Below are 20,706 nucleotides of genomic sequence, written 5' to 3'. Positions count from 1 at the left end.
CGTGCGGGTACTGGTGGTCGAGGACGAGCCGTTGCTGGCGGCAGCGATCGCGGAATGGCTGCGCGACGACTCACATGCCGTCGACGTGGCCCGTGACGGCGGCGCGGCGCTGGAACGGCTGTCGGTGAACGCGTACGACGTACTCGTGCTGGACCGCGACATTCCGGTCGTCCACGGGGACGAGGTGTGCCGACAGTTGGTGGCTTCCGGATCTGCCACGCGGGTGTTGATGCTGACCGCCGCGGCGGCCGTGACCGACCGCGTCGAGGGGCTCGGGCTGGGCGCGGACGACTACTTGACCAAGCCCTTCGCGTTCGCCGAGCTGGCCGCGCGAGTACTGGCGCTCGGCCGTCGGAGCCGCCCGGCCGATCCGCCCGTACTGCGCCGCGCCGGGGTCACCCTCGACCCGGCGCGGCACGAGGTTTTCCGGGACGGCCGGTACGTGCCGTTGTCGAAGAAGGAATTCGCCGTACTCGTGGAGTTGCTGCGAGCCGACGGCGCGACCGTGTCGGCCGAACAACTGCTGGAGAAGGCATGGGACGAGCACGTGGATCCGTTCACCGGAGCGGTCCGGCTGACGATCCTGAAGCTGCGCCGCAAACTGGGCGAGCCGGCACTGGTCGAGACCGTCACCGGCGTCGGCTACCGCATCCCTTGAGGAAACTGTCGCTGCGCGGCCGCCTGACCCTGCTGTACGGCGGCCTGTTCATGGTGGCCGGCGTACTGCTGCTCGGAGTCATCTACGTGCTGTTCACCAACAACCTGAGCCAGCAGTACCGGGTGGTCATCCAGGGCACCTACGTCACCGCGCCGACCGGTACGCCGTCGGTCGGCAGGCCGCCGCGGCTGCCGAATCAGGCCTACGTGATCAACAAGGACGGCGATGTCCTCACCGGCTTGGACGCGGAGCGGGTGTTGCAGCAGCAGCGCGAGCAGGTACGGCAGGCTGCGGTGAAGTCGTTGCTGACCCAGGGGAGCATCGCCCTCCTGGCGGTCGGGGCGCTGGCGGCCGGATTCGGCTGGCTGGTGTCGGGGCGGGTCCTGGCCCCGCTGCATCAAGTCACCGACACCGCGCGCCGCATCGCCGCATCACCGTCCGCGCTGCACGAGCGGATCGCGCTCAGGGGTCCCGACGACGAGGTGAAGAACCTGGCCGACGCCTTCGACACGATGGTCGAGCGCCTGGACCATTCCTTCGACGGCCAACGCCGCTTCGTCGCCAACGCCTCCCACGAACTCCGTACGCCGTTGACCCTCGGCCGCGCGCTGGTCGAAGTGGCAATGCATCGACGTACGGCGTCCGCGGACGTCAAGGAACTGGGCGAGAGCCTCCTGACGATCAACGCCCGCCACGAGCAGCTGATCGAAGGACTGTTGATCCTGGCCGACTCGGAGAAGCAGCTGACCACGGTCTACCCGGTGAACCTCGCCGACGTGGTGACCCACGTGACCGCTCAGCTCACGAGCGAGGCGACCACCGCCGGCGTCGAGGTGATCCGAGGAGCCGGCGACGCGCCGACCCGCGGCGATGCGCTCCTCCTCGAACGCCTCGTCCACAACCTGGTCGAGAACGGCATCCGCCACAACGTGGACGCGGACCGCCAGGCCATCACAATTGACCGATCGGGCAGCGCGCAGGCGGGAGATGCCGGCGAAACCGCCGATGTGATGGGCCTGGCGTCCGGGCGTTGGGTCCAGGTGCTCAGCCGGACGGCGGACGACCGGGTCGAGTTGGTGGTGACGAACACCGGTCCGGAGGTCCCGCCGTACGAGGTGGACAGCCTGTTCAAGCCCTTCTACCGCCTCGGTGCGGAGCGGCTGGTCGGCGGGAAGGGGGCAGGGCTGGGCCTGTCCATCGTCCGCTCGGTCACCGAAGCCCACGGCGGCACTGTGACCGCCGTCCCCCGGGAAGGCGGCGGCCTCCAGGTAACCGTCAGTCTGCCCCGTGACCCTTCTTGACAAGGGCGATGCCGGTCGGGGAGATTGGCGGGACGGCGTCGACCGGTCGCCGAGCTGTGGAACGTCCGCCCAGCCGGGGTTCCAGTGGCGAAGGGGATTTGCCCTCTCGGTCGTCGATGTCTGCAGGCCATCTCTCAACACCGCGTCGCTGGGGACGAGGGTGTCGGAGGAGGCTTGTCATGACCAGGGACAGCAACTTCAAGAAGGTCGTACGGCGCCATGCCGCGGCGACGGGGCAGCGCTACACCGAGGCGCTGACCGATCTCGAGGGGCTCGGCTCCCGCATGGACCACGAGCCCGTGGCCGCTCGGCTGCTCGCCCACCTCCGGAACCGCTACGGCATCGACGCGGTCGCAGCGACGAAGGTCAGTGTGCACAAGACCTACGTGTTCCGCATCGACCGCAACGACGGCGACCCGTGGATCGCGCGGGCCTTCCCTCCTGCTCGTCCGCGCACCAGCGTCGAGGGCGATGCCGCGATTCTGCGATTCCTGGAGCGGCACGATTTTCCGGCGGAGCGTCTCGCGGTCGACGACGCGGTGTCCGACTTCGACGGAAGCACGGTCCTCGTGACCCGCTTCGTCGAAGGTGATCACCTCCCCGATGGTGCCGAGAAGTTCGCCATCATGGGCGATCTGCTCGGACGCCTGCATGCGCTACCCCTCGACGAGTCGGTCAGCCGCGCCGGTGGCGCGAGTGGTGAGGACCCCAGCCGTGAAGGTGCGCCGCGGCAGGACCTGCTGGCGGGCCTCGCGTTTCTCGACGCGGTCGACACGAAGGTCGCCGCGGCCGATCGCGAGCGCTTCGAACATCTCCGGGACCAGGTCCGTTCGGCCGACGACGGTCACGGCCTTCCCGAGGGCCTGCTGCACGGCAACCTCCTGCACGCCCCCGATCATGCGGTGATCGGCGATCGGGGGCCGGTGGCAATCAACTGGAAGGCGTCCGGACGCGGACCGCGCCTCGCCGATTTCGCCTACCTGATCTGGGGGACTGGGGACTGGTCTCCGACGCGACTCACCAATGAAGAGCGCATCGAGGCGGCCGTCAAGGCGTACCGCCGCCACGTCGAGCCGACCGCCGAGGAGCTCGATCGGCTCGGGGCGGTCATGTACATCCGCACCCTGTACCTCGTCTGTTTCAGCTACCGGCGCGCGGTCACCAACGGCGTGCCGTTCGACGAATGGGCCTTCATCGAGCCACCGGAGTACTACCGCTCCACCGCGGCCGCGACCAGAGCCGCGTTCCGGAAGTAAGCGATGAGAGTTCAGGGTGCGGCGGAGCACAACCTGCGGGACGTCGACGTCACGTTCGGACCCGGCCTGACCGCGGTCGTCGGTGTGTCGGGCTCAGGGAAGTCGTCGCTCGCGTTCGACGTGGTCTACACCGAGGCGCGGCGCCGGTTCGTCGAGTCGCTGGGACTGGGGCGTCCGGGGACACGCGTGCCGGCGGCGCAGGTGAAGAGCATCGATGGCCTGGGTCCGGCGGTGGCGATCGCTCAGAACGTACTGAACGTCAACCCCGCCTCGACTGTCGCAACATCGGTCGGCCTGCACCCGTTCCTCCGCATTCTGTACGCGCGATTCGCGGACGTCACCTGCCCGCGGTGCCAGGTACCGGTGCACGCTGTCTCGCGAGAAGAACGGCTCGCCATCGCCCTGGACCTGCTCGCCGCCAAGGGCCGCCTCCCGGTGGAAGTGGCGGTCGTCCGGAAGCTCAACGGAAGTCACGCGCGACTCCTCGCCGGCCTCAGGGGCCAGTTCGCCGCGGTCACGATCGACGGGCGTCCGTGGGCCGCGAAGAGCAGAGTGCCTCGGCTCGACCCGATGGTCCCGCACGATGTCGTCGTACGCGTCGCCACCCTGCAGACGAGCGCGTCTGCGGCAGAGGTTCGTGGCGTCCTTGAGCGTGCCGACGGATTGGGCTCACACGAGGTTCGTCTCGGTGGTACGCCGGTACTCCGAGCACCGATCTGTCCGAGCTGCTCGGACTGGGTCCGGCCGCTGGAGCCGTCGGCGTTCCGTGACGCCGCGATCGACACGTCGTCGCATCGCATCGCCGGGATCGCCCTGACCGAGTTGCACGCCCGCTCGGTGCGTGAAGTCCTCGAGTTCGTCGAGGACCTGGCGATCGGTCCGCGCGCCGTACGCGTTCAGGACGAGCTGCTGCGGCGACTGCGGCCGCTGGTCACGCTAGGCCTCGGCCATCTCGCCCTCGACAGGCCGATGCCGACGCTGTCGCGGGGGGAGGCGCAACGGACCCGACTCGCGGTCGTCCTCGGCGGCCGTCTCGAGGATCTGCTGCACGTCCTCGACGAGCCCACCATCGGCCTGCATCACACCGACCTCAGACCGTTGCTCGAGGCAATGGCGTCGTTGCCGGGCCCGGTCCTGATGGTGGAGCACGACCGTACGGCGATCGCGCTGGCGGACGATGTCGTCGAGATCGGCCCGGCCGGCGGCCGCGGCGGTGGCGAACTTGTCTTCCAAGGGACCCCCGCCGAACTGTGGCGCGCCGACACCGCCTCGGGCCGCGGCTTCTCAGCGCCGACCCGGGTACGGCGCGCGGCCCGCGCGATCGGTGAACGACGGATCGGCATCACCGGCGCCGGCCTGCGCAACCTGCGCGCTGTCGACTGTGAGATCCCGCTCGGGGCGCTGACCGTCATCACAGGCCCTTCGGGAGCAGGCAAAACCACGCTCGCTCGCGACGTGTTGCTGGGGTCGATCCGAGCCGGCGCGCCGGTCGGCTGTTCGACCGTTGACGCGCCTGCGATGCGGGCGATCGCCGTCGATCAGAAACCGTTGGGCAACAACCCGCGGTCGAATCCGGCGACGTACACCAAGGTGTTCGATCGGATCCGCGACGTGTTCGCGCAGCAGACCGGTCGGTCCGCGTCGGAGTTCACGTTCAACCGCGGCGAGGGTGCGTGCCCGGACTGCGAGGGGATGGGCGCGGTTGCCATCAGCCTCAGGGAGCTGGCGCCGATCTGGGTGCCGTGCGAGATCTGCGAAGGCCGCCGGTACCGGCCCGAGGTCCTCGAGGCGACTTGGGAGGGCCGGTCCATCGCTGACGTGCTGGAGTTGAGCGTTGACGAGGCCGCCGCGTTGTTCGCCGAGCACCCCGCGGTGACGCGCATCCTCCAGACCCTGCAAGAGGTCGGGCTCGGCTACGTGACGCTTGGACAACCCTCGCCGAGTCTGTCCGGTGGTGAAGCGCAACGCGTCCGCCTGGCCCGCGAGGTGACGAAGGCGAAGGCCGGCAATCTCGTGCTGCTCGACGAGCCCACCACCGGGCTTCACCCCGGCGACCTGGACCGGCTCCTCACGGTGCTCGACAAGCTGACGGCCGACGGCTGCACGGTGGTCGTCGTCGAACACCAGGCCGACGTGATCGCCGCTGCCGACTGGCGCATCGAGCTCGGCCCGGGTGGTGGCCCCGACGGCGGACGCCTGCAGCACTGCGGCCCCGCCGTCGCCGAGAAGCGGCCGAGGGTGACGCCCCGCGCCAAGCCGCGGGCCGACCGGCGCTCGAGTGAGGTCATCCGGGTGCGCGGCGCCCGGGCCCACAACCTGCAAGGGATCGACGTCCAGTTCGCCAAGGGACGATTCACGGTCGTGACCGGCGTCTCGGGCTCGGGCAAGTCGTCGTTGGTCGGCGACGTACTCGTGGCGGAGGCCGACCGGCGGTTGCTCGAGAGCCTGTCGGTGTACGAGCGACAGTCGGTGCGCGAAGGGCCGGAGGCGCCGGTCGACTCGCTCACCGGGCTGGGTCCGACGATCAGCATCGACGCCTCCGGCACGACCTTCCCGCCGGGTGGACCCGGGCGCTGGGATGCCGCCCGTACGACGGTTGGCCGGTCGAGCGACCTCGACCGCCTCATCTCCCTCGTCCTGGCGCGCGCCGGCGTGCGGTCGTGCCTGGAATGCGGTGGCGACCAGGTTCGCCGGTCCGCGCCGACGACGGAAGCAGCGTGGGTCTGCGGAGACTGCGCGACGAGCGCGGTGCCGATCGAGCCGCGTCACCTGATGGGGTCGCCCGCGTCCGTCTGTCCGCAGTGCCTGGGAATCGGCGTCGAGCGGGAGTTCGATTTCGCCGCGCTCATACAGCCCGACGCACCGCTCGCTCGCTGCTTCGGCGGAGGCCTGGCGTGGTTCCGTCCTGAGGTGGTCGGCAGCAACGACGTGATGCGGACATTCGCCGAGCGGTACCAGTTCGACCCGAGTACGACGCCGTGGTCGGAGCTGAGCGACGAAGTCCGGCACGGGATCCTGTACGGCGATTCGTCCTGGGTGGGGCTGAACCACTGGGCCAGGCTCGACCTGGGCGGCCTGGAAACCAAGGCGTTTCCGTGCCGGGAGTGCGGCGGCAAGCGACTCCGCGCTCCGTACTTGGCGATTCGCATCGCGGGTCGCGACCGCAACGACCTGTTCTCGGTCACGTTTGCCGAGCTGTACGACGTACTGGCGTCGATGGACGAGCCGGACGATCCGCACGCGGCCCACGCCCGTACCGTTGCGTCGTACCGGCTCGGATTCCTGGGCCGCGTCGGGCTCGGCTATCTCACGATGAACCGGACGACCTGGACGCTGTCCGCGGGGGAGGCGCAGCGGATCAAGCTGGCGTCGGTGCTCGGCGGCGGCCTCGTCGGCATGACCGTCCTGCTCGACGAACCGTCCCGAGGTCTGCATCCGTCCGAAGTGGACGCGCTCGCCGGCACCCTGCGCGAGCTGCGCGACGCCGGCAACACCGTCATCGCCGTCGAACATGACGCCACCCTCATTCGTACCGCCGACGACGTCATCGAGATCGGTCCCGGTCCCGGCCGAGCAGGCGGTCGGCTCGTCGACCTCGACAGCGCCGAGTCGGTCACCCGTGCGGTGCGCGACGGACGGATCGCGATCCCGCAGCGTGACCGCCGCGTGCCGACCGATTGGATGCAGGTCACGGGAGCGCGGGAGAACAACCTGCGCGGCCTCGACGTACGCTTCCCGCTCGGCGTGCGGGTCGGCGTGTGTGGTGTGTCCGGGTCGGGGAAATCCTCGCTCGTCGTCGACACGATCGCGCCCGGGCTGGCGCGACCGATGACCAATGTCTCCGGCGGCGGCCTCGTCCGCATCGAACCTGGGGTTCACCAGGCTATTTCGGGTGCTCCCGCGCGGACGATCGTCGCCGACCAGAGCCGCGCGGAGATCACGTTTCCCGGCAGCTTCCTCGGGCTCGTCACCGCGGTCCGCAGGTCGTTCGCCGCGAGCGACGCGGCCCGTGAGCAGGGCATGACGATGAAGGACCTCCGCTACGGCTGCGACGCGTGCGGCGGGAAAGGAACCTGGCAACAGAGCATGTCGTTCCTGCCATCGGTGACCCAGACCTGCGACGCCTGCGGCGGTTCCGGCTACCGCCGCGAGGTCGCCGCCCTCCGCGAGCGGGACCGAACGCTCGCTGACATCGAAGCGTTGACCATCGGTGAGCTGGTCGACGAGTGGGGCGACATCGACGCCGTACGTCGCGTCGGCGACGCGGCCCTCGCGCTAGGCCTCGGCTACCTCGTCGTTCGCCAACCTGGTTGGAGTCTCTCCGGCGGTGAAGCGCAGCGACTCAAACTCGCCAAGGAGCTCGCCCGTCCGTCCAAGGCCGGCAGCCTCTACGTACTCGATGAGCCCACGGTCGGCCTGCAGGCCACCGACGTCGCCGTACTCCTGTGCGCGCTCGACGCGATCGTTGACGCAGGCAACACCGTCCTGGTGGTGGAGCACGACCCGATGGTGCTCGGCACCTGCGACTGGCTGATCGAACTCGGCCCGGGCGGTGGACCTCACGGCGGAAGGATCGTCTTCGAGGGTGCACCCAAAGAGCTGGCCGAAGCCGAGACGGCAACGGCGCCGTTCGTACGGGCGGTATTGCCATGAACACGCTCCTGCTCGGAGACCCGTCGCCGTCGCTGCGGTGGCGCGCGGCTGTCGAGCTCGAAGGCGCCACCGATGACGATGACGACGTCAAGGCCTGGCAGGGCGAGATCGCAGCGAGCCACGCCGTACGATCACTCCTCGGGCGGCTCGCGGCGGCTGAGCGGCCTCAAGACGCCGGGTACCTGCTCTGCCAACTCGTGTACCTCGGCTACCGCGGCCCCGAGCTTGCCGCTGCCGTCGACGCGATCTTCTCCCAGCAGCAGCCGGACGGCTCGTGGTCGCTGCGGCTCGACGACCGGTCCGCTGGCAAACCATCGGATGGACCGCGGTTCGTCACCATGCAGACCGTCGTACCGTTGCGGGGCATCGCCGCAGCCGGGTTCGCCACCGATCCTCGCGCTGAACGCGCATACGAATGGCTTCTGCGCGAGCGATTCCACGACGGCTCGTGGCCCTCAGGACCCAAAGCCGACCTCGGTGGTCCGGGACGGCCTGCGCCGCCAGAGAAGGACTACCGGCGACTCACCCGCGGCGACGGTTGCCGATCGGCGACAACTGGTGCGGTGGCGTGCCTCGCACTGCACCCTCAGCGCAACCGGTCCGACGCAGCTCGCATCGGCGTCGACCACCTCCTCGCCCGTGAGACCCGCGACGAGTCGGGCCTCGGCTGGGAAGTCTCCCGCCTCGTCGGCCTCGAACGCGCGATGGGACAGGTCACCTTCTACGTCACCGCCGATCCCGCCTTCGTCCTCGACCTCGCCTCCCGCTGCGGCACCTCCACCGACGACCGCCGAGTGCAAGCCCTGGTCACCTGGCTTGAATCCCGCCGAGGCCCCTACGGCCTCTGGCAGCACCCCACCCACCCCCAACTCTCCCGCTGGCTGACGTTCGACCTCGAATCCACCCTGCGCCGAATAAGTGGGGTGTCGCTGCCTGTCGATCCGGGCTGAGGCTGTTCGTGTAGAGGGCGAGAAGGAGGCAAACGATGAACCAGTACGTGCTCAGCATCTACCAGCCCGATGGTCCGGCTCCCGAGCCCGAGATCCTGGACCCGATCATGCGCGACCTCGAGGTCCTGAACGCGGAGCTGCGGGCGGCCGGCGTCTGGGTGTTCGACGCCGGGATGCACCCGCCGGACACCGCCACCGTCGTGAAGGCGTCCGGCGACGACATCCTCGTCACCGACGGACCCTTCACCGAGGGCAAGGAACACCTGGGCGGCTTCATCGTCATCCGGGTCGAGGATCTCGACGCCGCGCTGCACTGGGCCCGCCGGCTCACCAAGATCCTCGGCCTGCCCGTCGAGGTGAGGCCTTCGCAGTCGTGACCCCTGACATCGCCGCGATTTTCCGGGCCGAGCACGGGCGGGCGGTGGCCGTACTGACGCGCGTCTTCGGTGACCTCGAGATCGCCGAAGACGCAGTCCAGGACGCCTTCGCCGCGGCGGTCGAGAAATGGCCGGAAAACGGTGTACCGCCGAGCCCGGCCGGATGGATCATCACGACCGCGCGGAACCGCGCGATCGACCGCCTGCGCCGGGAATCGGTGCGGCCGGACAAGCAGGCCGGGGCTGCGCTGTTGCATGCCCAGGACGAGCCAGTGGAGGAGGGCGTCGTGCGGGACGACCGTCTCCGGCTGATCTTCACGTGTTGCCATCCGGCGCTGGCGCTGAACGTCCGGGTCGCGCTCACCCTGCGGATGCTCGGCGGCCTCACCACGGCCGAGATCGCCCGCGCGTTCCTGGTGCCCGAGCCGACGATGGCGCAACGACTGGTCCGCGCCAAGGCCAAGATCCGTACCGCGGGCATCCCGTACCGCGTCCCGTACGAGGCCGATCTGCCCGAGCGCGTCCGCGGCGTACTCGCCGTCGTCTACCTGATTTTCAACGAAGGGTACGCCGCCTCGTCCGGCGAAACCCTGGTCCGCGACGAACTCGCCACCGAGGCTCTCAGGCTGGGTCGGCTGTTGGTCGAGCTGATGCCGGACGAGCCTGAAGCCGTCGGCCTGCTCGCGCTGATGCTCCTCCAGCAATCCCGTCGCCCGGCCCGTGTCGCGTCCGACGGCACCCTCGTCCGCCTCAGCGACCAGAATCGCGACTTGTGGGACCGCGCGTTGCTGCAGGAAGGCCAGGCGCTCGTCCGCCGATGCCTGCGCCGCAACAAACCCGGCCCCTACCAGCTGCAGGCCGCTATCAACGCCGTCCATGCTGACGCCGCAACCCCCGACGCCACCGATTGGCGCCAGATCCTTCAGCTCTATGACCACCTCCTCACGCTGGAACCCACGCCGGTCGTTGCCCTCAACCGAGCCGTCGCCGTAGCCGAGGTCCAAGGCCCCGCCGCCGCCCTCGCCCTCGTCGACGCCCTGTCGCTCGACACCTATTACCTCTTCCACGCCATCCGAGCCGACCTGCTGACCCGGCTCGACCGCATCCCCGAGGCCCAGGCCGCCTACCAGTCCGCCCTCGAGCGCACCCCGAACCAGGCCGAGCAGGATTTCCTCCGAACGCGGATGAGATAGCCCACCCCGGTCTGCCGACCTTCTGTAGGGTCCGGAGGGTGTTCGAGCTGATCTGTGAGGTGGAGCCGCCGACGCGGCCGGATCTGAAGAAGGTGCGGCATCAGATCGGGGTGATGAGTCCGATCGCCGACGCGTTCCTGATCCCGGACAACCACATCGGGCGGGCGACCGTCTCGAGTGTTGCGGTGGCCAACGAAGTGCAGCTGATGGGCGCGCAGGGGATCGCCTGCCTCAACTCGCGTGATCGGAATCTGCTCGGTTTCCGGCGGGACCTGCTGACCGCGGCGGCGTACGGCGTCCAGCGTTTTCTGTTCGTGCACGGGGACGACCCGGCGGAGGGCGCCCGCACGAGTCAGTTGACGGTACGGCGGATGATCGAGCAGACCCGCGAGACGACGTACCCGGGCTGTGACCCGTTCAAGGTCGGGGCCGCCACCCGTCTCCGGCCGGTGCCGAAGTGGAAGGCCGAGGCCGACTTCCTGTACGTCCAGGTCAGCTACGACCTCGACGAGCTGCTCCGCTGGCGCGAATCGGTCGAGCTCGACATCCCGGTGTACGCCGGAGTGATGGTGCTCGCCTCCGCCCAGATGGCCCGCAACCTCGCCGGGCTGCCGCAGCTCAACATCCCGGCCGAGCTGATCGAGGCGGTGGAGCGGGACCGGGACGCCGGCGTGGACCACGCCTGCGAGCAGATCCTGAAGATCCGTGACTCCGGGGCCTTCGAGGGTGTTCATCTGATACCGGTCAGCCGGTACCGCCAGGTCGCGGCCCGCCTGGAACGCGAGCTGTAGGACGCGCGGATCGGCTAATGTCCTGCTAAGAGACGGGAGGTGGAGCGTGGGACTGCCTGGCAAGGGCCTGGTCGAGGGGTTGAAGGTCACCGCGAGGACCCTGGCCCGTCGTTCCGTCACCGAGCAGTACCCGGACGTCCAGCCGGAGTTGCCGCCGCGCAGCCGTGGCGTGATCGCGCTGCTGGAGGAGAACTGCACCTCCTGCATGCTGTGCGCCCGCGAGTGCCCGAGCTGGTGCATCTACATCGACTCGCACACCGAGACCGCGCCGTCGGTCGGTGAGCAGGCCCGCGAGCGCAGCCGGAACGTGCTGGACCGGTTCGCGATCGACTTCAGCCTCTGCATGTACTGCGGGATCTGCATCGAGGCCTGCCCGTTCGACGCGCTGTTCTGGTCGCCGGAGTTCGAGTACGCCGAGACCGACATCCGGAACCTGACCCACGAGAAGGACCGGCTCCGCGACTGGATGTGGACGGTCCCCGCGCCGCAGCCCATCGACCCCGGTCCGGCGGCGCAGCCCATCGACCCTGGTCCGGCGGCGTCCGAGGCGTCCGGAGCCTCCGACTCTCCACAGGCTTCCGAGGACGAAGCGTGACCACTGCTCTGTTCTCCGTCGCGGGGGCGGTGGCGGTGGTGGCCGCCGTTGTCGTGGTGGTGTCCCGCCGGATCGTGCACGCCGCGCTCTGGCTGGTGCTCGCGCTCGGCGCGGTCGCCGGCTGCTTCGGTGCGTTGCAGGCGGAGTTCGTCGCGCTGGTCCAGATCCTGGTGTACGTCGGCGCGATCGTCGTTCTCGTGCTGTTCGCGCTGATGCTGACCAAGGCGCCGATGAAGCCGCTGCCCGAGCTCACCACCGGCCGGAGCTCGTTCGCGGCCGGTCTCGCCGCGGTGCTCGCGCTGATCCTCGGCGCCGGTGTTGTGCTTGCCTTCGGCAACGAGAAGATCAAGCCGGTGACCGACGGATCCGCGAAGACCGTGGGTACGCAGATCTTCAAGAACTGGGTGCTCCCGTTCGAGGTCCTCTCGGTGCTGCTGCTGGCGGCACTGATCGGCGCGATCGCCCTGTCCCAACGGAAGAAGGAGGACTGACGAAATGCCGTTGGTCCTCCCGCTGCTGCTGGCCGTGGTCCTGTTCTGCATCGGCGTGTACGGCGTGCTCGCGCGCCGGAACGTGATCACGATGCTGATGTCGTTCGAGCTGATGCTGAACGCCGTGAACCTGAACCTGGTCGCCTTCGACGCGTGGCGCGTGGACGAAGCCACCGGTCAGACGCTCGCGATCTTCGTGATCACGCTGGCCGCCGCGGAGATCGGGCTCGGCCTCGCGATCGTCCTGCTGCTGTTCCGCGGTCACGGCCATGTCGACGCCGATGCGGCCCGCGACCTGGAGGAGGCGTCGTGATCGCCACCGTCTGGCGGGTGGCCGGCGTCGGCTTCTCGCTGCTGATCCTCCTGATCGCCGCGCTCCTGTACGGCGCCACCCCGGACCAGTACGCGTTCATGAACTCCCAGGTCGGCGACCTGACCATCGGCTTCGCGGTCCGCACCGACGACCTGACCGTCCTGCTGCTCGCGGTCGTCGGCGTGATCGCGACGTGCGTCCAGGTCTACTCACTCGGATACCTGCATCAGCGCGCGGCGTCGTACCACGCTCTGGTCACCTTGTTCACCGCGGCGATGGTGACCGTGGTGGTCTCGGACAGCCTGTTCTTCCTGCTCATCGGCTGGGAAGTGATGGGCGCCTGCTCGTACCTGCTGATCGGCCACTACTGGGAACGCCGTGATGCCCGCTCGGGCGCGGTGAAGGCGTTCCTGATGACGCGGTTCGCCGATGTCGGATTCCTGTTCGGAATCTTCGTGCTCGGCCTCGGTGCGCACACTTTCCGGATTTCCGAAATCGATCCGGCGCGGATTTCCCCCGGGGTGCTCACGACCGGGACGCTGCTGCTCCTGGTCGGTGTGGTCGGGAAATCGGCACAGGTGCCGCTGCAGACCTGGCTCCCGGACGCGATGCCGGGCCCGAGCCCGGTCAGCGCCCTGATCCACGCGGCCACGATGGTTGCCGCCGGCGTCTTCCTGATCGCCCGTCTCTACCCGGTGTTCTCCGCGTCGGGGACGACGCTGACGGTGCTGGCGATCGTCGCGTGTGTGACGATGCTGTTCGCCGCTCTCTGCGCGTCCGCGGCGGTCGAGGTGAAGCGGGTCCTCGCCTGGTCGACCGTGAGCCAGCTGGCGATCATGTTCTCCGCCTTGTCCCTCGGTACGGCGGACGGCCGGCACGCGGCGCTCTTCCACCTGGTCACGCATGCCGCGTTCAAGGGCCTGCTTTTCCTCTGCGCCGGCGTACTCCTGCACCAGGTCGGCAGCGCGGCCCTCGTCGTCCTGCGCCGGTACACGCGCCGCGGAAAGTTGCGGAAAGCGCTGCAGGTCACGTTCCTGACGATGACGGTCGGTCTGGCGGCGCTGGCCGGCGTCCCCGGGTTCGCCGGGTTCTTCTCCAAGGACACGGTGATCGAAGCTGCCTGGGAGAAGGCGCGCGACGGGTCGGTCGTCGGGTGGCTCGTGCTGGTCTCGGTCTGCCTGACGGCGGCGTTGACCGCGTTCTACTGCGTGCGGCTGTGGCTGTGGACCTTCTTCCGTACGCCGGCGCTCGCCGGCGGCATCGGCGCGTTCGAGGACGGCGACGCGGCGGCCGACCTCGACGAGCCCGACACTTCCAAGCTGCGCGACGCGCCCTGGGTGATGCTGGCGCCGCTCGTTCTGCTGGCGGTCGCCGCGATCGCGCTCGGGTACGCCGACGGCGTGCATCTCAACTGGGTGATCGGGCTGATCTCGACCGCGCTCGTGCTCCTCGGCGCGATCCCGGCGTACTCGCTGTGGCGGCGTGGGGCGGATCCGCGGCCGCTCCTGCTGGAGCGTGAGTTCGGCGCTGACCCGGCGTACCACGGTCTGGTCGTCGTCCCCGTGCGGTGGCTGGCGAAACTGACCGTGGCGGGGGATCGCGATGTCATCGGGGCTTATGTCCGCGCGGTCGGCCGGACGGGGACGCTGGCCTCACAAGGGTTCCGGCGGCTGCAGACCGGGAACGTGCAGACCTATCTCACCGCGGCCGTCATCGGCGTTGTCGCCCTGGCTGTGCTGGCGGGGGTGATCGGCTCGTGAACGCCGTCCTGCTGGCGATCCTGGTGCTGCCGCTCCTGGCCGCGGGCGCGCTGTGGTCGATCCCGGCGGCGATCGGGGACCGGCTGGCGGCGGCGTACGGATCGGTGATTTCCGGGCTGGTGCTGATCGGGTCGGTGCTGCTCTGGCCGCGGACCGAGGGCTGGGTCGCGTACGCGCCGCAGGACGGGCCCCTGGCCGAGATCGACACTGCGTGGATCCCGTCGCTCGGCGTCCGGTTCCATCTCGGGGTCGACTCGATCTCGGTGCCGCTGATCGTGCTCACCGCGCTGCTGACCTTCCTGTGCTGCCTGTACTCGCTGAAGATCACGCCGCGGATCGGCCGGACCCGTTCCCTGATCGCGCTGCTGCTGGTGATCGAGACCGGCGTGATCGGAACGTTTTCCGCGCTGGACCTGGTGCTGTTCTTCGTCTGCTTCGAGATCGTGCTGATCCCGATGTGGCTGGTCATCGACATCTGGGGCGACCACCACGACCCGGTCGGACGGAAACGCGCCGCGAACACTTTCGTACTGATGACCGTGTTCGGTTCCGCGTTGATGCTGCTCGGTTTCCTGCTGGTACAGCGGGTGGCGGGGACGTTGGACATCGTCGAGCTGACCCGGTCGCCGGTGGCCGGCGGACACGGAATCCCGTTGGTCGCGGCGCTGCTGATCGCGATCGGGCTGGCGGTGAAGGTGCCGCTCTGGCCGCTGCACATCTGGCTGCCGGACGCGCACGCGAAGGCGCCGACGGTCGGCTCGGTGCTGCTGGCCGGCGTACTGCTGAAGCTGGGGACGTACGGCATGATCCGGATCCTGGTGCCGGTGCTGCCGGACGCGACGGCGACGATCGCGCCGTACCTCGGGGCGTTCTCGACGGTCGCGATCGTCGCGGGTTCACTGGCCTGCCTGGCGCAGACCGACGTGAAGCGGCTGATCGCGTACTCGAGCGTCGGGCACATGGGATTCGTCGGACTCGGGATCTCGACGCTGTCGCCGGCCGGTCTGCGCGGCGCGTTGTTCGCGAACATCGCGCACGGGCTGATCACCGGGCTGCTGTTCTTCCTGGCCGGTGCCATCAAGGACCGTCACGACACCAGCGACCTGCGGACGATCGGGCGGGCGCTGTACGCACGGTTGCCGCGGATCGCCGCACTGCTGACGTTCGCGTGTCTCGCGTCGCTCGGGTTGCCGGGGCTGGCCGGGTTCTGGGGCGAGATGCTGGTCCTGCTCGGTGCGTACCACCCGGCGCCGTGGTTGCCGCGGACAACGTTCCTGGTGTTCATGGTGATCGCCGGACTCGGAACGGTGCTCACTGCCGCGTATTTCCTGCGCCTGGTCCGCAACCTGTGCCAGGGCGATCCGGCCGAGAACCCGCCGGCCGCGTTCGCGGTCGACCTCAGCCGCATCGAGCTGGTCACCTGGGCCCCGCTGATCACGCTGACCGTGCTACTCGGCGTCTGGCCCGGCCTCCTTCTGCAACAGTGGGTTGCCCTATGACCCTGACCTGGACCGACTGGCAGGCAATCGCCGTACCGCTGGTGCTGGCGATCGGCGCCGTTGCCGTGCTGCTGGTCGACAGCTTCTGGAAGAGTGCCTCGGCCGAGCTCCGCCACACCGTGGTCACGGTGCTGACCAGCGTGGTGATCCTGTTCGGGCTCGTGTTCGTGTGGGCCCGTCGGGACGACTTCATGCCCGCGTTCTGCCGGCCCGCGGTTGAGGGGCCGGCACAGTGCAGCCTGGTCTTCGAACCGTTGACGGCCGGGTTGTGGGCGGTGCTGCTCATCGGCGGACTCGGCGTCGTCGGACTGTCGGCGTACCGCTTGCTGGCAGCGGACGTGCCGATCGGGGAGTACCACTTCCTGCTGCTGAGCGCGCTCACCGGTGCGACGGTGCTGGCGGGTGCGCGGGATCTGGCGACGCTGGTCATCGCGCTCGAGGTGGTGTCGCTGCCCAGCTTCGCGATGGTTGCGCTGCGGCGGGACCGGCGTGGCTCCGAGGGCGCGATGAAGGCGTTCCTGGTGTCGGTGCTGTCGACGGCCGTCATGCTCTTCGGGATTTCCTACCTGTACGGCGTGACCGGGTCGCTGTACCTGTCCACGATCGCGAACCGGCTGAACGGGCTGGATCCGGATCTCGCGCGGGTCGCGTTCGCAGCCGGGCTGTTCGTGATCGTCGGCTTCGGGTTCAAGATCGCGGCGGTGCCGTTCCACGCATGGCTGCCGGACACGTACGTCGGCGCGCCGGTCGAGGTGACCACGTTCCTCGCGGTCGTATCGAAGTCGGCCGGTGTGGCCGGGCTGCTCGTGCTGGTGACGTCCGGGATCGCGCCGGACGGCTCGCAACTGCGGACGGTGATCGCGATCCTGGCGGCGGTCACGATGACGGTCGGCAACCTGGCAGCGCTGCGTCAGGTCGAGGCGGTCCGGCTGCTGGCCTGGTCCTCGATCGGCCAGATCGGCTTCCTGCTCGCGCCGTTGGCCGTGGACAACGCGCAGGCCGTTGTCGGGTACCTCGCGGCGTACGTCGTGGTCACGCTCGGCGCCTTCGGGGCGGTCGCCGTCGTCCAGCGTCATCGCCCTGCTGGTCTGCTGACCGACTACCGCGGCATGGTCCGCTCCGAGCCCGGCCTGGCTGCGGCACTCATCTTCTTCCTCGTCGTGCTGGCCGGCCTCCCGCCGGGTCTCGCGGGCCTGTTCACCAAGTTCGCCGCGTTCCAGGCCGTCATCGACGGCCACCTCGGCTGGCTCGCGATCGTCATGGCCCTCAATGTCATGATCGGCCTCGCCGTCTACCTCCGCTGGATCGCGGAACTCTTCCGCCTCCCCGCCGACGCCCCGTTCTCGGTCGACATCGAAACCCCGGCTGTCACGATGATCTCCCTCTGCACCGCGGTAGCCGCCGTACTCTCCGTCCTGCCGAGCATCATGTTCGCGCTGGCGACCTGACAGGTTCCGGTCACAGCCGGGGCGGTCGTCGCTTCGCTCGATAGCCTCTGGCGGGTGATCACACGAGGAATCGCCGGGCTGCTTCTGATGTTCACGTTGGTCGCCTGCGGCGGGTCCGGCAAGAGCGAGACACCGCCGAGTTCACAGTCGGGTACGCCCGCCGGTACGCCGACCAGCGCAGCCGTGCCCGCGGCCAAGGACGGGCAGAACTACCAGGCGTGTGTCGACGGCGTCTGTGAGGTGATGATCCGCAAGAAGGCCGTCATCAACCTGAAGGGGGCAAAGTTCACGGCGACGGTGGCGGACGGCACGCTCAAGCTCACCGACTCGAAGGGCTACATCTCCCTGAGCAGGAGCGGCACCGACGTCAGCCGCAGCGGCGGCGGCAGTGCCGGAGGCGTGGCCGGCGGCCTCGCTGCGGTCAGCTGGAGCGACCAGGACGGCCCGCTTCACATCGCCACCCTGACGTACGCCGAAGGCGACGCCGTCATCGTGAGCTTTACGACGCGGTAGCCCGCGCCTGGAAGTCCTCGTACTGGGCCCAGACGCGGCGCCAGAGGGTGTCGCGGTCGGCGGCGGAGTAGTGGGGGAGCGGCAGCCGGAAAACGTCCGCGAGCGCAGTGAAGTAGTCCGTGGGGTTCTCGAGCAGCGTGCTGTCGACGCGGTCGGAAAACGTTTCGCTCAGGCCGACGGAACGCAGTACGACAACGGATTCCGGCGTACGGCGGAACGCGGATGCCAGCCGCACGAAGGGGGACTCGGGGTCCGCGGAAAGCGCTGCATGCCGGGCTGCGAACGCGTCGATGGTGACCGGGGCCGACTCGAAGTCCATGCCGATCAGGCTCGCGCGCGGATCGTGGTCGAGCCGCCAGCCGTCGGTCTTCTCGGACGGGCGGAGCCGCAACGTGAACGGGTACTGCTCCATCTCGCCTGGCTCCAGCGGCATCGGGTAACGCAGCCCGTCGCCGAGGCCGGCGTCGACGAGCCACTGGCGCTCGGGGTCCTCGACCAGTCCGCTGACGGTCAGCACCATGTGGCTGCCGTCGATGTCGCCGGGGTGGTTGACGGTCTGTACGCCGCCACGGTGCATCTGAACGCGGTACCCGAGCTCGGTCAGCAGGAGCGCGAACGTGCCGTTCAGCTGGAAGCAGTACCCGCCGGTCTCCCGCGCGATGATCCGCTTCGCCACGTCCTCCGGCTCGAACGGACCGCCCGGCGCGAGTTGGTACTGCACCGTTTCGTACGGCACCTGGTCCACGTACGCGGCGTGCAACTGCGACAACGCCTCCAGCCGCGGCGGACCGTCGTACCGGTCGATTCCGATTCGCTGCAGCAGCGCCTTGGTGTCCATGCGCCTTAGGCTAAGCGAGGTGATCACCGTCCTCGACCGAGTTACCGCTCTCGCCATCGCCGACGAGCTCGGGCACGTGTTCGCCGCCTCGTTCGATGACGGAGACGACCGTCCGGCACCGCGCCTGTACCGGCGGTTGGGATGGCAACTCGTCGTCCCGACTTCGGCTGGGGCTCCGCGCTCTACGGTCTGGACAGGGGTGTGCCCTAAGCCCCACGACCTGGCAGGGTATGGGGCATGACTTCTGAGCGGATCTATGTCGGGAGCTATACCAGTCAGGCCGGTGGCGGGGACGGGATCGCGTTCGGTCCGCTGGACGGGATCAAGACGGTGGCGACCATCGCCGACCCGTCGTTCCTGGTCATTTCCGCGGACGGGCGGTTCCTCTACGCATGCGATGAGGAGGACAACGGCCGGGTCGCGGCGTTCGCGATCCAGCCGGACGGCGGGCTCGAGCCGCTCAACCAGCAGCCGACCGGTGGCGTGCACCCGTGCCACCTGGACATCGACCCGTCGGGCCGGTTCGTGCTGTCGGCGAACTACACGTCGGGGTCCGTCGCCGTCCACCCCCGGAACGAGGACGGTTCGCTCGGCGAGCGCGCGTACTTCGTCCAGCGCTCCGGCACCGGACCGAACGCGGAGCGCCAGGAAGGACCGCACGCGCACCAGATCGCGTTCGACCCGGCCGGTGCGTACGTGTTCGACATCGACCTCGGCTCCGACACGGTCTACTCGTCGACGCTGGGCGAGGACGGCGTGCTGCACGAGGTCGACCAGCTGCGCGTCCACCCCGGCGCCGGCCCGCGGCACATGGTGTTCCACCCGACGGCGGACGCGGCGTACGTGATCAACGAGCTCGACTCGACGCTGACCGTCTGCAACTACTCCGACGGGAAGCTGCAGGTCGTGCAGACCGCCTCGACCCGGCCGGCCGACTCGCCCGGCGAGAACTTCCCCGCTGAGCTGCTGATCTCCGCCGACGGCCGGTTCCTGTACGGGTCGAACCGGGGCGACAACACCATCGCGGTGTTCGAGACCGCCGCCGACGGGCAGTCGGTCGAGCTGGTGCAGACCATCTCCTCCGGCGGGGACTGGCCGCGGCACCTTGCCTTCGGCAACGACGGGAAAACGCTGTACGCCGCGAACGAGCGCTCCGACCAGATCGCCACGTTCACCATCGCCGACGGCCGGCTCACCCAGGTGGGCGAACCGGCCGTCTGGCCGAAGCCGGTGTGCGTCGTACCTGTCTAGCTACTTCGACCTGAAAAGTGTCGGTCGTCGTGAGGGTGGGTGCGGCTGGTGCTTGGTTTGGGTGCGGGTGACCGGATCGGGTGGGCAGGGTCCGCCTCGGCGTGGTTTCTGACGCTGCCAGGGTCCGATCTTGGTGAGGTTGTGGGCGAAGACGCCGTATCCGCACCAGGTTCGGGCGCCGGTGATGGTGGTGAGTTCGGTGCGGTTCCAGCCGTAGCTGCGTTTGATGTGGTTGATCCGTCCTTCGGATCCGGTGCGCCATTTGACCTTGTCGCGGAAGGCTCTTCGGTGCTCGAGTTCGCGGCGTGCGGCACCGGGTTTCCCCTTGCGGGGAATCGCGACGCTGCGCACGCCGAGATCGTGCAGGTCGCGTTCGACGCTCGCTTCGCCGTAGCCCCGGTCGGCGGTGACCGCGCGCGGTGGGCGCCCGGTGCGGCGGGTGATCCGTTCGATCGCCGGAGCCAGTTGCGGTGCGTCCGCGGGGTTTCCGATCTCGACATTGTGGTCGAGGATCACCCCGTCGGCGTTGTCCACGACCTGCGCCTTGTAGCCAAACTCGACCGGCTTGCCCAGCCGGCCCTTGCGGATCGGCCGGGCATCGGGATCGTGCAGGCTGACCAGCCGAGTCGCGCTGTCCGGCACCTGGCCGCCCAGCCGGGTCCGGGTCTGCGCGACCACCCGGCGGGTGCGTTCCAGTGTCGTGTCCAGCTCGTCCAGCGCGCGGTGCAGCCGGCCCTTCGCCTGACCCGACGGCCCGGTGGCCCGGCGCAGCGCCCTGCGTGCGTTACGCACGACCGCGTCCGCGTCTCGCATCGTCTG

General features: G+C 69.2%; 16 protein-coding genes and 2 pseudogenes. 16 read left to right on the top strand and 2 right to left on the bottom strand.

Going from position 1 to position 20,706, the window contains the following annotated elements:
* Nucleotide 1 precedes the first annotated feature (1 nt).
* The 15 genes and pseudogenes from EV651_RS34975 (at nucleotide 2) to EV651_RS34905 (ending at nucleotide 17,798) form a co-directional block, all read left to right on the top strand.
* Nucleotides 2-658 (top strand): response regulator transcription factor, encoded by a 657-nt coding sequence (locus EV651_RS34975; RefSeq protein WP_133789546.1) that lies wholly within the window; start codon nucleotides 2-4, stop codon nucleotides 656-658.
* On the top strand, nucleotides 655-1,959 hold the full coding sequence (locus tag EV651_RS34970) for a HAMP domain-containing sensor histidine kinase (protein ID WP_238157390.1): 1,305 nt from the start codon (nucleotides 655-657) through the stop codon (nucleotides 1,957-1,959). The genes EV651_RS34975 and EV651_RS34970 overlap by 4 nt, the downstream gene beginning before the upstream one ends.
* A 179-nt stretch (nucleotides 1,960-2,138) precedes the next feature.
* The gene (locus EV651_RS34965; protein WP_166658889.1) at nucleotides 2,139-3,215 is read left to right on the top strand and encodes a phosphotransferase enzyme family protein; all 1,077 of its coding nucleotides are present in this window, start codon (nucleotides 2,139-2,141) and stop codon (nucleotides 3,213-3,215) included.
* Between the two features lie 3 nt (nucleotides 3,216-3,218).
* Nucleotides 3,219-7,868, top strand: a complete 4,650-nt coding sequence (locus EV651_RS34960) for an ATP-binding cassette domain-containing protein (RefSeq protein ID WP_133789544.1) — start codon at nucleotides 3,219-3,221, stop codon at nucleotides 7,866-7,868.
* Nucleotides 7,865-8,818 carry a hypothetical protein gene (locus EV651_RS34955; RefSeq protein ID WP_133789543.1) on the top strand — a complete coding sequence of 318 codons (954 nt, stop codon included), beginning with the start codon at nucleotides 7,865-7,867 and terminating at the stop codon, nucleotides 8,816-8,818. The genes EV651_RS34960 and EV651_RS34955 overlap by 4 nt, the downstream gene beginning before the upstream one ends.
* Nucleotides 8,819-8,853: 35 nt before the next feature.
* A complete protein-coding gene (locus EV651_RS34950; protein WP_133789542.1) occupies nucleotides 8,854-9,195 on the top strand; it encodes a YciI family protein in 342 nt (113 codons plus the stop codon).
* Nucleotides 9,192-10,388 carry an RNA polymerase sigma factor gene (locus EV651_RS34945; protein ID WP_133789541.1) on the top strand — a complete coding sequence of 399 codons (1,197 nt, stop codon included), beginning with the start codon at nucleotides 9,192-9,194 and terminating at the stop codon, nucleotides 10,386-10,388. The genes EV651_RS34950 and EV651_RS34945 overlap by 4 nt, the downstream gene beginning before the upstream one ends.
* Before the next feature lie 38 nt (nucleotides 10,389-10,426).
* Complete coding sequence (locus EV651_RS34940; protein WP_238157389.1) at nucleotides 10,427-11,179, top strand: methylenetetrahydrofolate reductase; 753 nt, start codon at nucleotides 10,427-10,429, stop codon at nucleotides 11,177-11,179.
* 205 nt (nucleotides 11,180-11,384) lie between these two features.
* A pseudogene (locus tag EV651_RS42715) lies at nucleotides 11,385-11,576 on the top strand (4Fe-4S binding protein); the annotation flags it as partial.
* Nucleotides 11,577-11,770: 194 nt separating this feature from the next.
* Nucleotides 11,771-12,265 (top strand): NADH-quinone oxidoreductase subunit J, encoded by a 495-nt coding sequence (locus tag EV651_RS34930; RefSeq protein WP_133789538.1) that lies wholly within the window; start codon nucleotides 11,771-11,773, stop codon nucleotides 12,263-12,265.
* Nucleotides 12,266-12,269: 4 nt separating this feature from the next.
* Nucleotides 12,270-12,578, top strand: coding sequence for an NADH-quinone oxidoreductase subunit NuoK (gene nuoK, locus EV651_RS34925; RefSeq protein ID WP_130384764.1), 309 nt, complete (start codon nucleotides 12,270-12,272; stop codon nucleotides 12,576-12,578).
* Entirely contained in the window at nucleotides 12,575-14,338 is a 1,764-nt protein-coding gene (locus tag EV651_RS34920) for an NADH-quinone oxidoreductase subunit L (protein ID WP_133789537.1), read from the top strand. Before nuoK ends, EV651_RS34920 begins: the two co-directional genes overlap by 4 nt.
* A complete protein-coding gene (locus tag EV651_RS34915; protein ID WP_133789536.1) occupies nucleotides 14,335-15,837 on the top strand; it encodes a NuoM family protein in 1,503 nt (500 codons plus the stop codon). The genes EV651_RS34920 and EV651_RS34915 overlap by 4 nt, the downstream gene beginning before the upstream one ends.
* Nucleotides 15,834-17,285 (top strand): NADH-quinone oxidoreductase subunit N, encoded by a 1,452-nt coding sequence (locus EV651_RS34910; RefSeq protein WP_133789535.1) that lies wholly within the window; start codon nucleotides 15,834-15,836, stop codon nucleotides 17,283-17,285. The genes EV651_RS34915 and EV651_RS34910 overlap by 4 nt, the downstream gene beginning before the upstream one ends.
* Before the next feature lie 54 nt (nucleotides 17,286-17,339).
* A complete protein-coding gene (locus tag EV651_RS34905; protein ID WP_133789534.1) occupies nucleotides 17,340-17,798 on the top strand; it encodes a hypothetical protein in 459 nt (152 codons plus the stop codon).
* Here the strand turns inward: EV651_RS34905 and EV651_RS34900 are convergent.
* On the bottom strand, nucleotides 17,785-18,636 hold the full coding sequence (locus tag EV651_RS34900; protein ID WP_166658888.1) for an arylamine N-acetyltransferase: 852 nt from the start codon (nucleotides 18,634-18,636) through the stop codon (nucleotides 17,785-17,787). The genes EV651_RS34905 and EV651_RS34900 overlap by 14 nt on opposite strands.
* Nucleotides 18,637-18,873: 237 nt before the next feature.
* On the opposite strand from EV651_RS34900, the gene EV651_RS34895 reads away from it, so the two are divergent.
* Complete coding sequence (locus EV651_RS34895) at nucleotides 18,874-19,887, top strand: lactonase family protein (protein ID WP_133789532.1); 1,014 nt, start codon at nucleotides 18,874-18,876, stop codon at nucleotides 19,885-19,887.
* A 126-nt stretch (nucleotides 19,888-20,013) separates the two neighbouring features.
* Here EV651_RS34895 and EV651_RS34890 read toward each other — a convergent pair.
* A pseudogene (locus EV651_RS34890) lies at nucleotides 20,014-20,706 on the bottom strand (transposase); the annotation flags it as partial.

The sequence above is a fragment of the Kribbella sp. VKM Ac-2571 genome, from assembly GCF_004362255.1.
Taxonomy (GTDB): Bacteria; Actinomycetota; Actinomycetes; order Propionibacteriales; family Kribbellaceae; genus Kribbella; species Kribbella pratensis.
This window is presented reverse-complemented; position numbering and strand designations above follow the sequence as displayed.

Bases quoted from the DNA above. Each gene is read 5' to 3' on its own strand.
- EV651_RS34950 (WP_133789542.1), top strand. From the start codon at position 8,854: ATGAACCAGTACGTGCTCAGCATCTACCAGCCCGATGGTCCGGCTCCC.
- EV651_RS34895 (WP_133789532.1), top strand. From the start codon at position 18,874: ATGACTTCTGAGCGGATCTATGTCGGGAGCTATACCAGTCAGGCCGGT.
- nuoK (WP_130384764.1), top strand. From the start codon at position 12,270: ATGCCGTTGGTCCTCCCGCTGCTGCTGGCCGTGGTCCTGTTCTGCATC.
- EV651_RS34955 (WP_133789543.1), top strand. From the start codon at position 7,865: ATGAACACGCTCCTGCTCGGAGACCCGTCGCCGTCGCTGCGGTGGCGC.
- EV651_RS34960 (WP_133789544.1), top strand. From the start codon at position 3,219: ATGAGAGTTCAGGGTGCGGCGGAGCACAACCTGCGGGACGTCGACGTC.
- EV651_RS34900 (WP_166658888.1), bottom strand. From the start codon at position 18,636: ATGGACACCAAGGCGCTGCTGCAGCGAATCGGAATCGACCGGTACGAC.
- EV651_RS34910 (WP_133789535.1), top strand. From the start codon at position 15,834: ATGACCCTGACCTGGACCGACTGGCAGGCAATCGCCGTACCGCTGGTG.
- EV651_RS34965 (WP_166658889.1), top strand. From the start codon at position 2,139: ATGACCAGGGACAGCAACTTCAAGAAGGTCGTACGGCGCCATGCCGCG.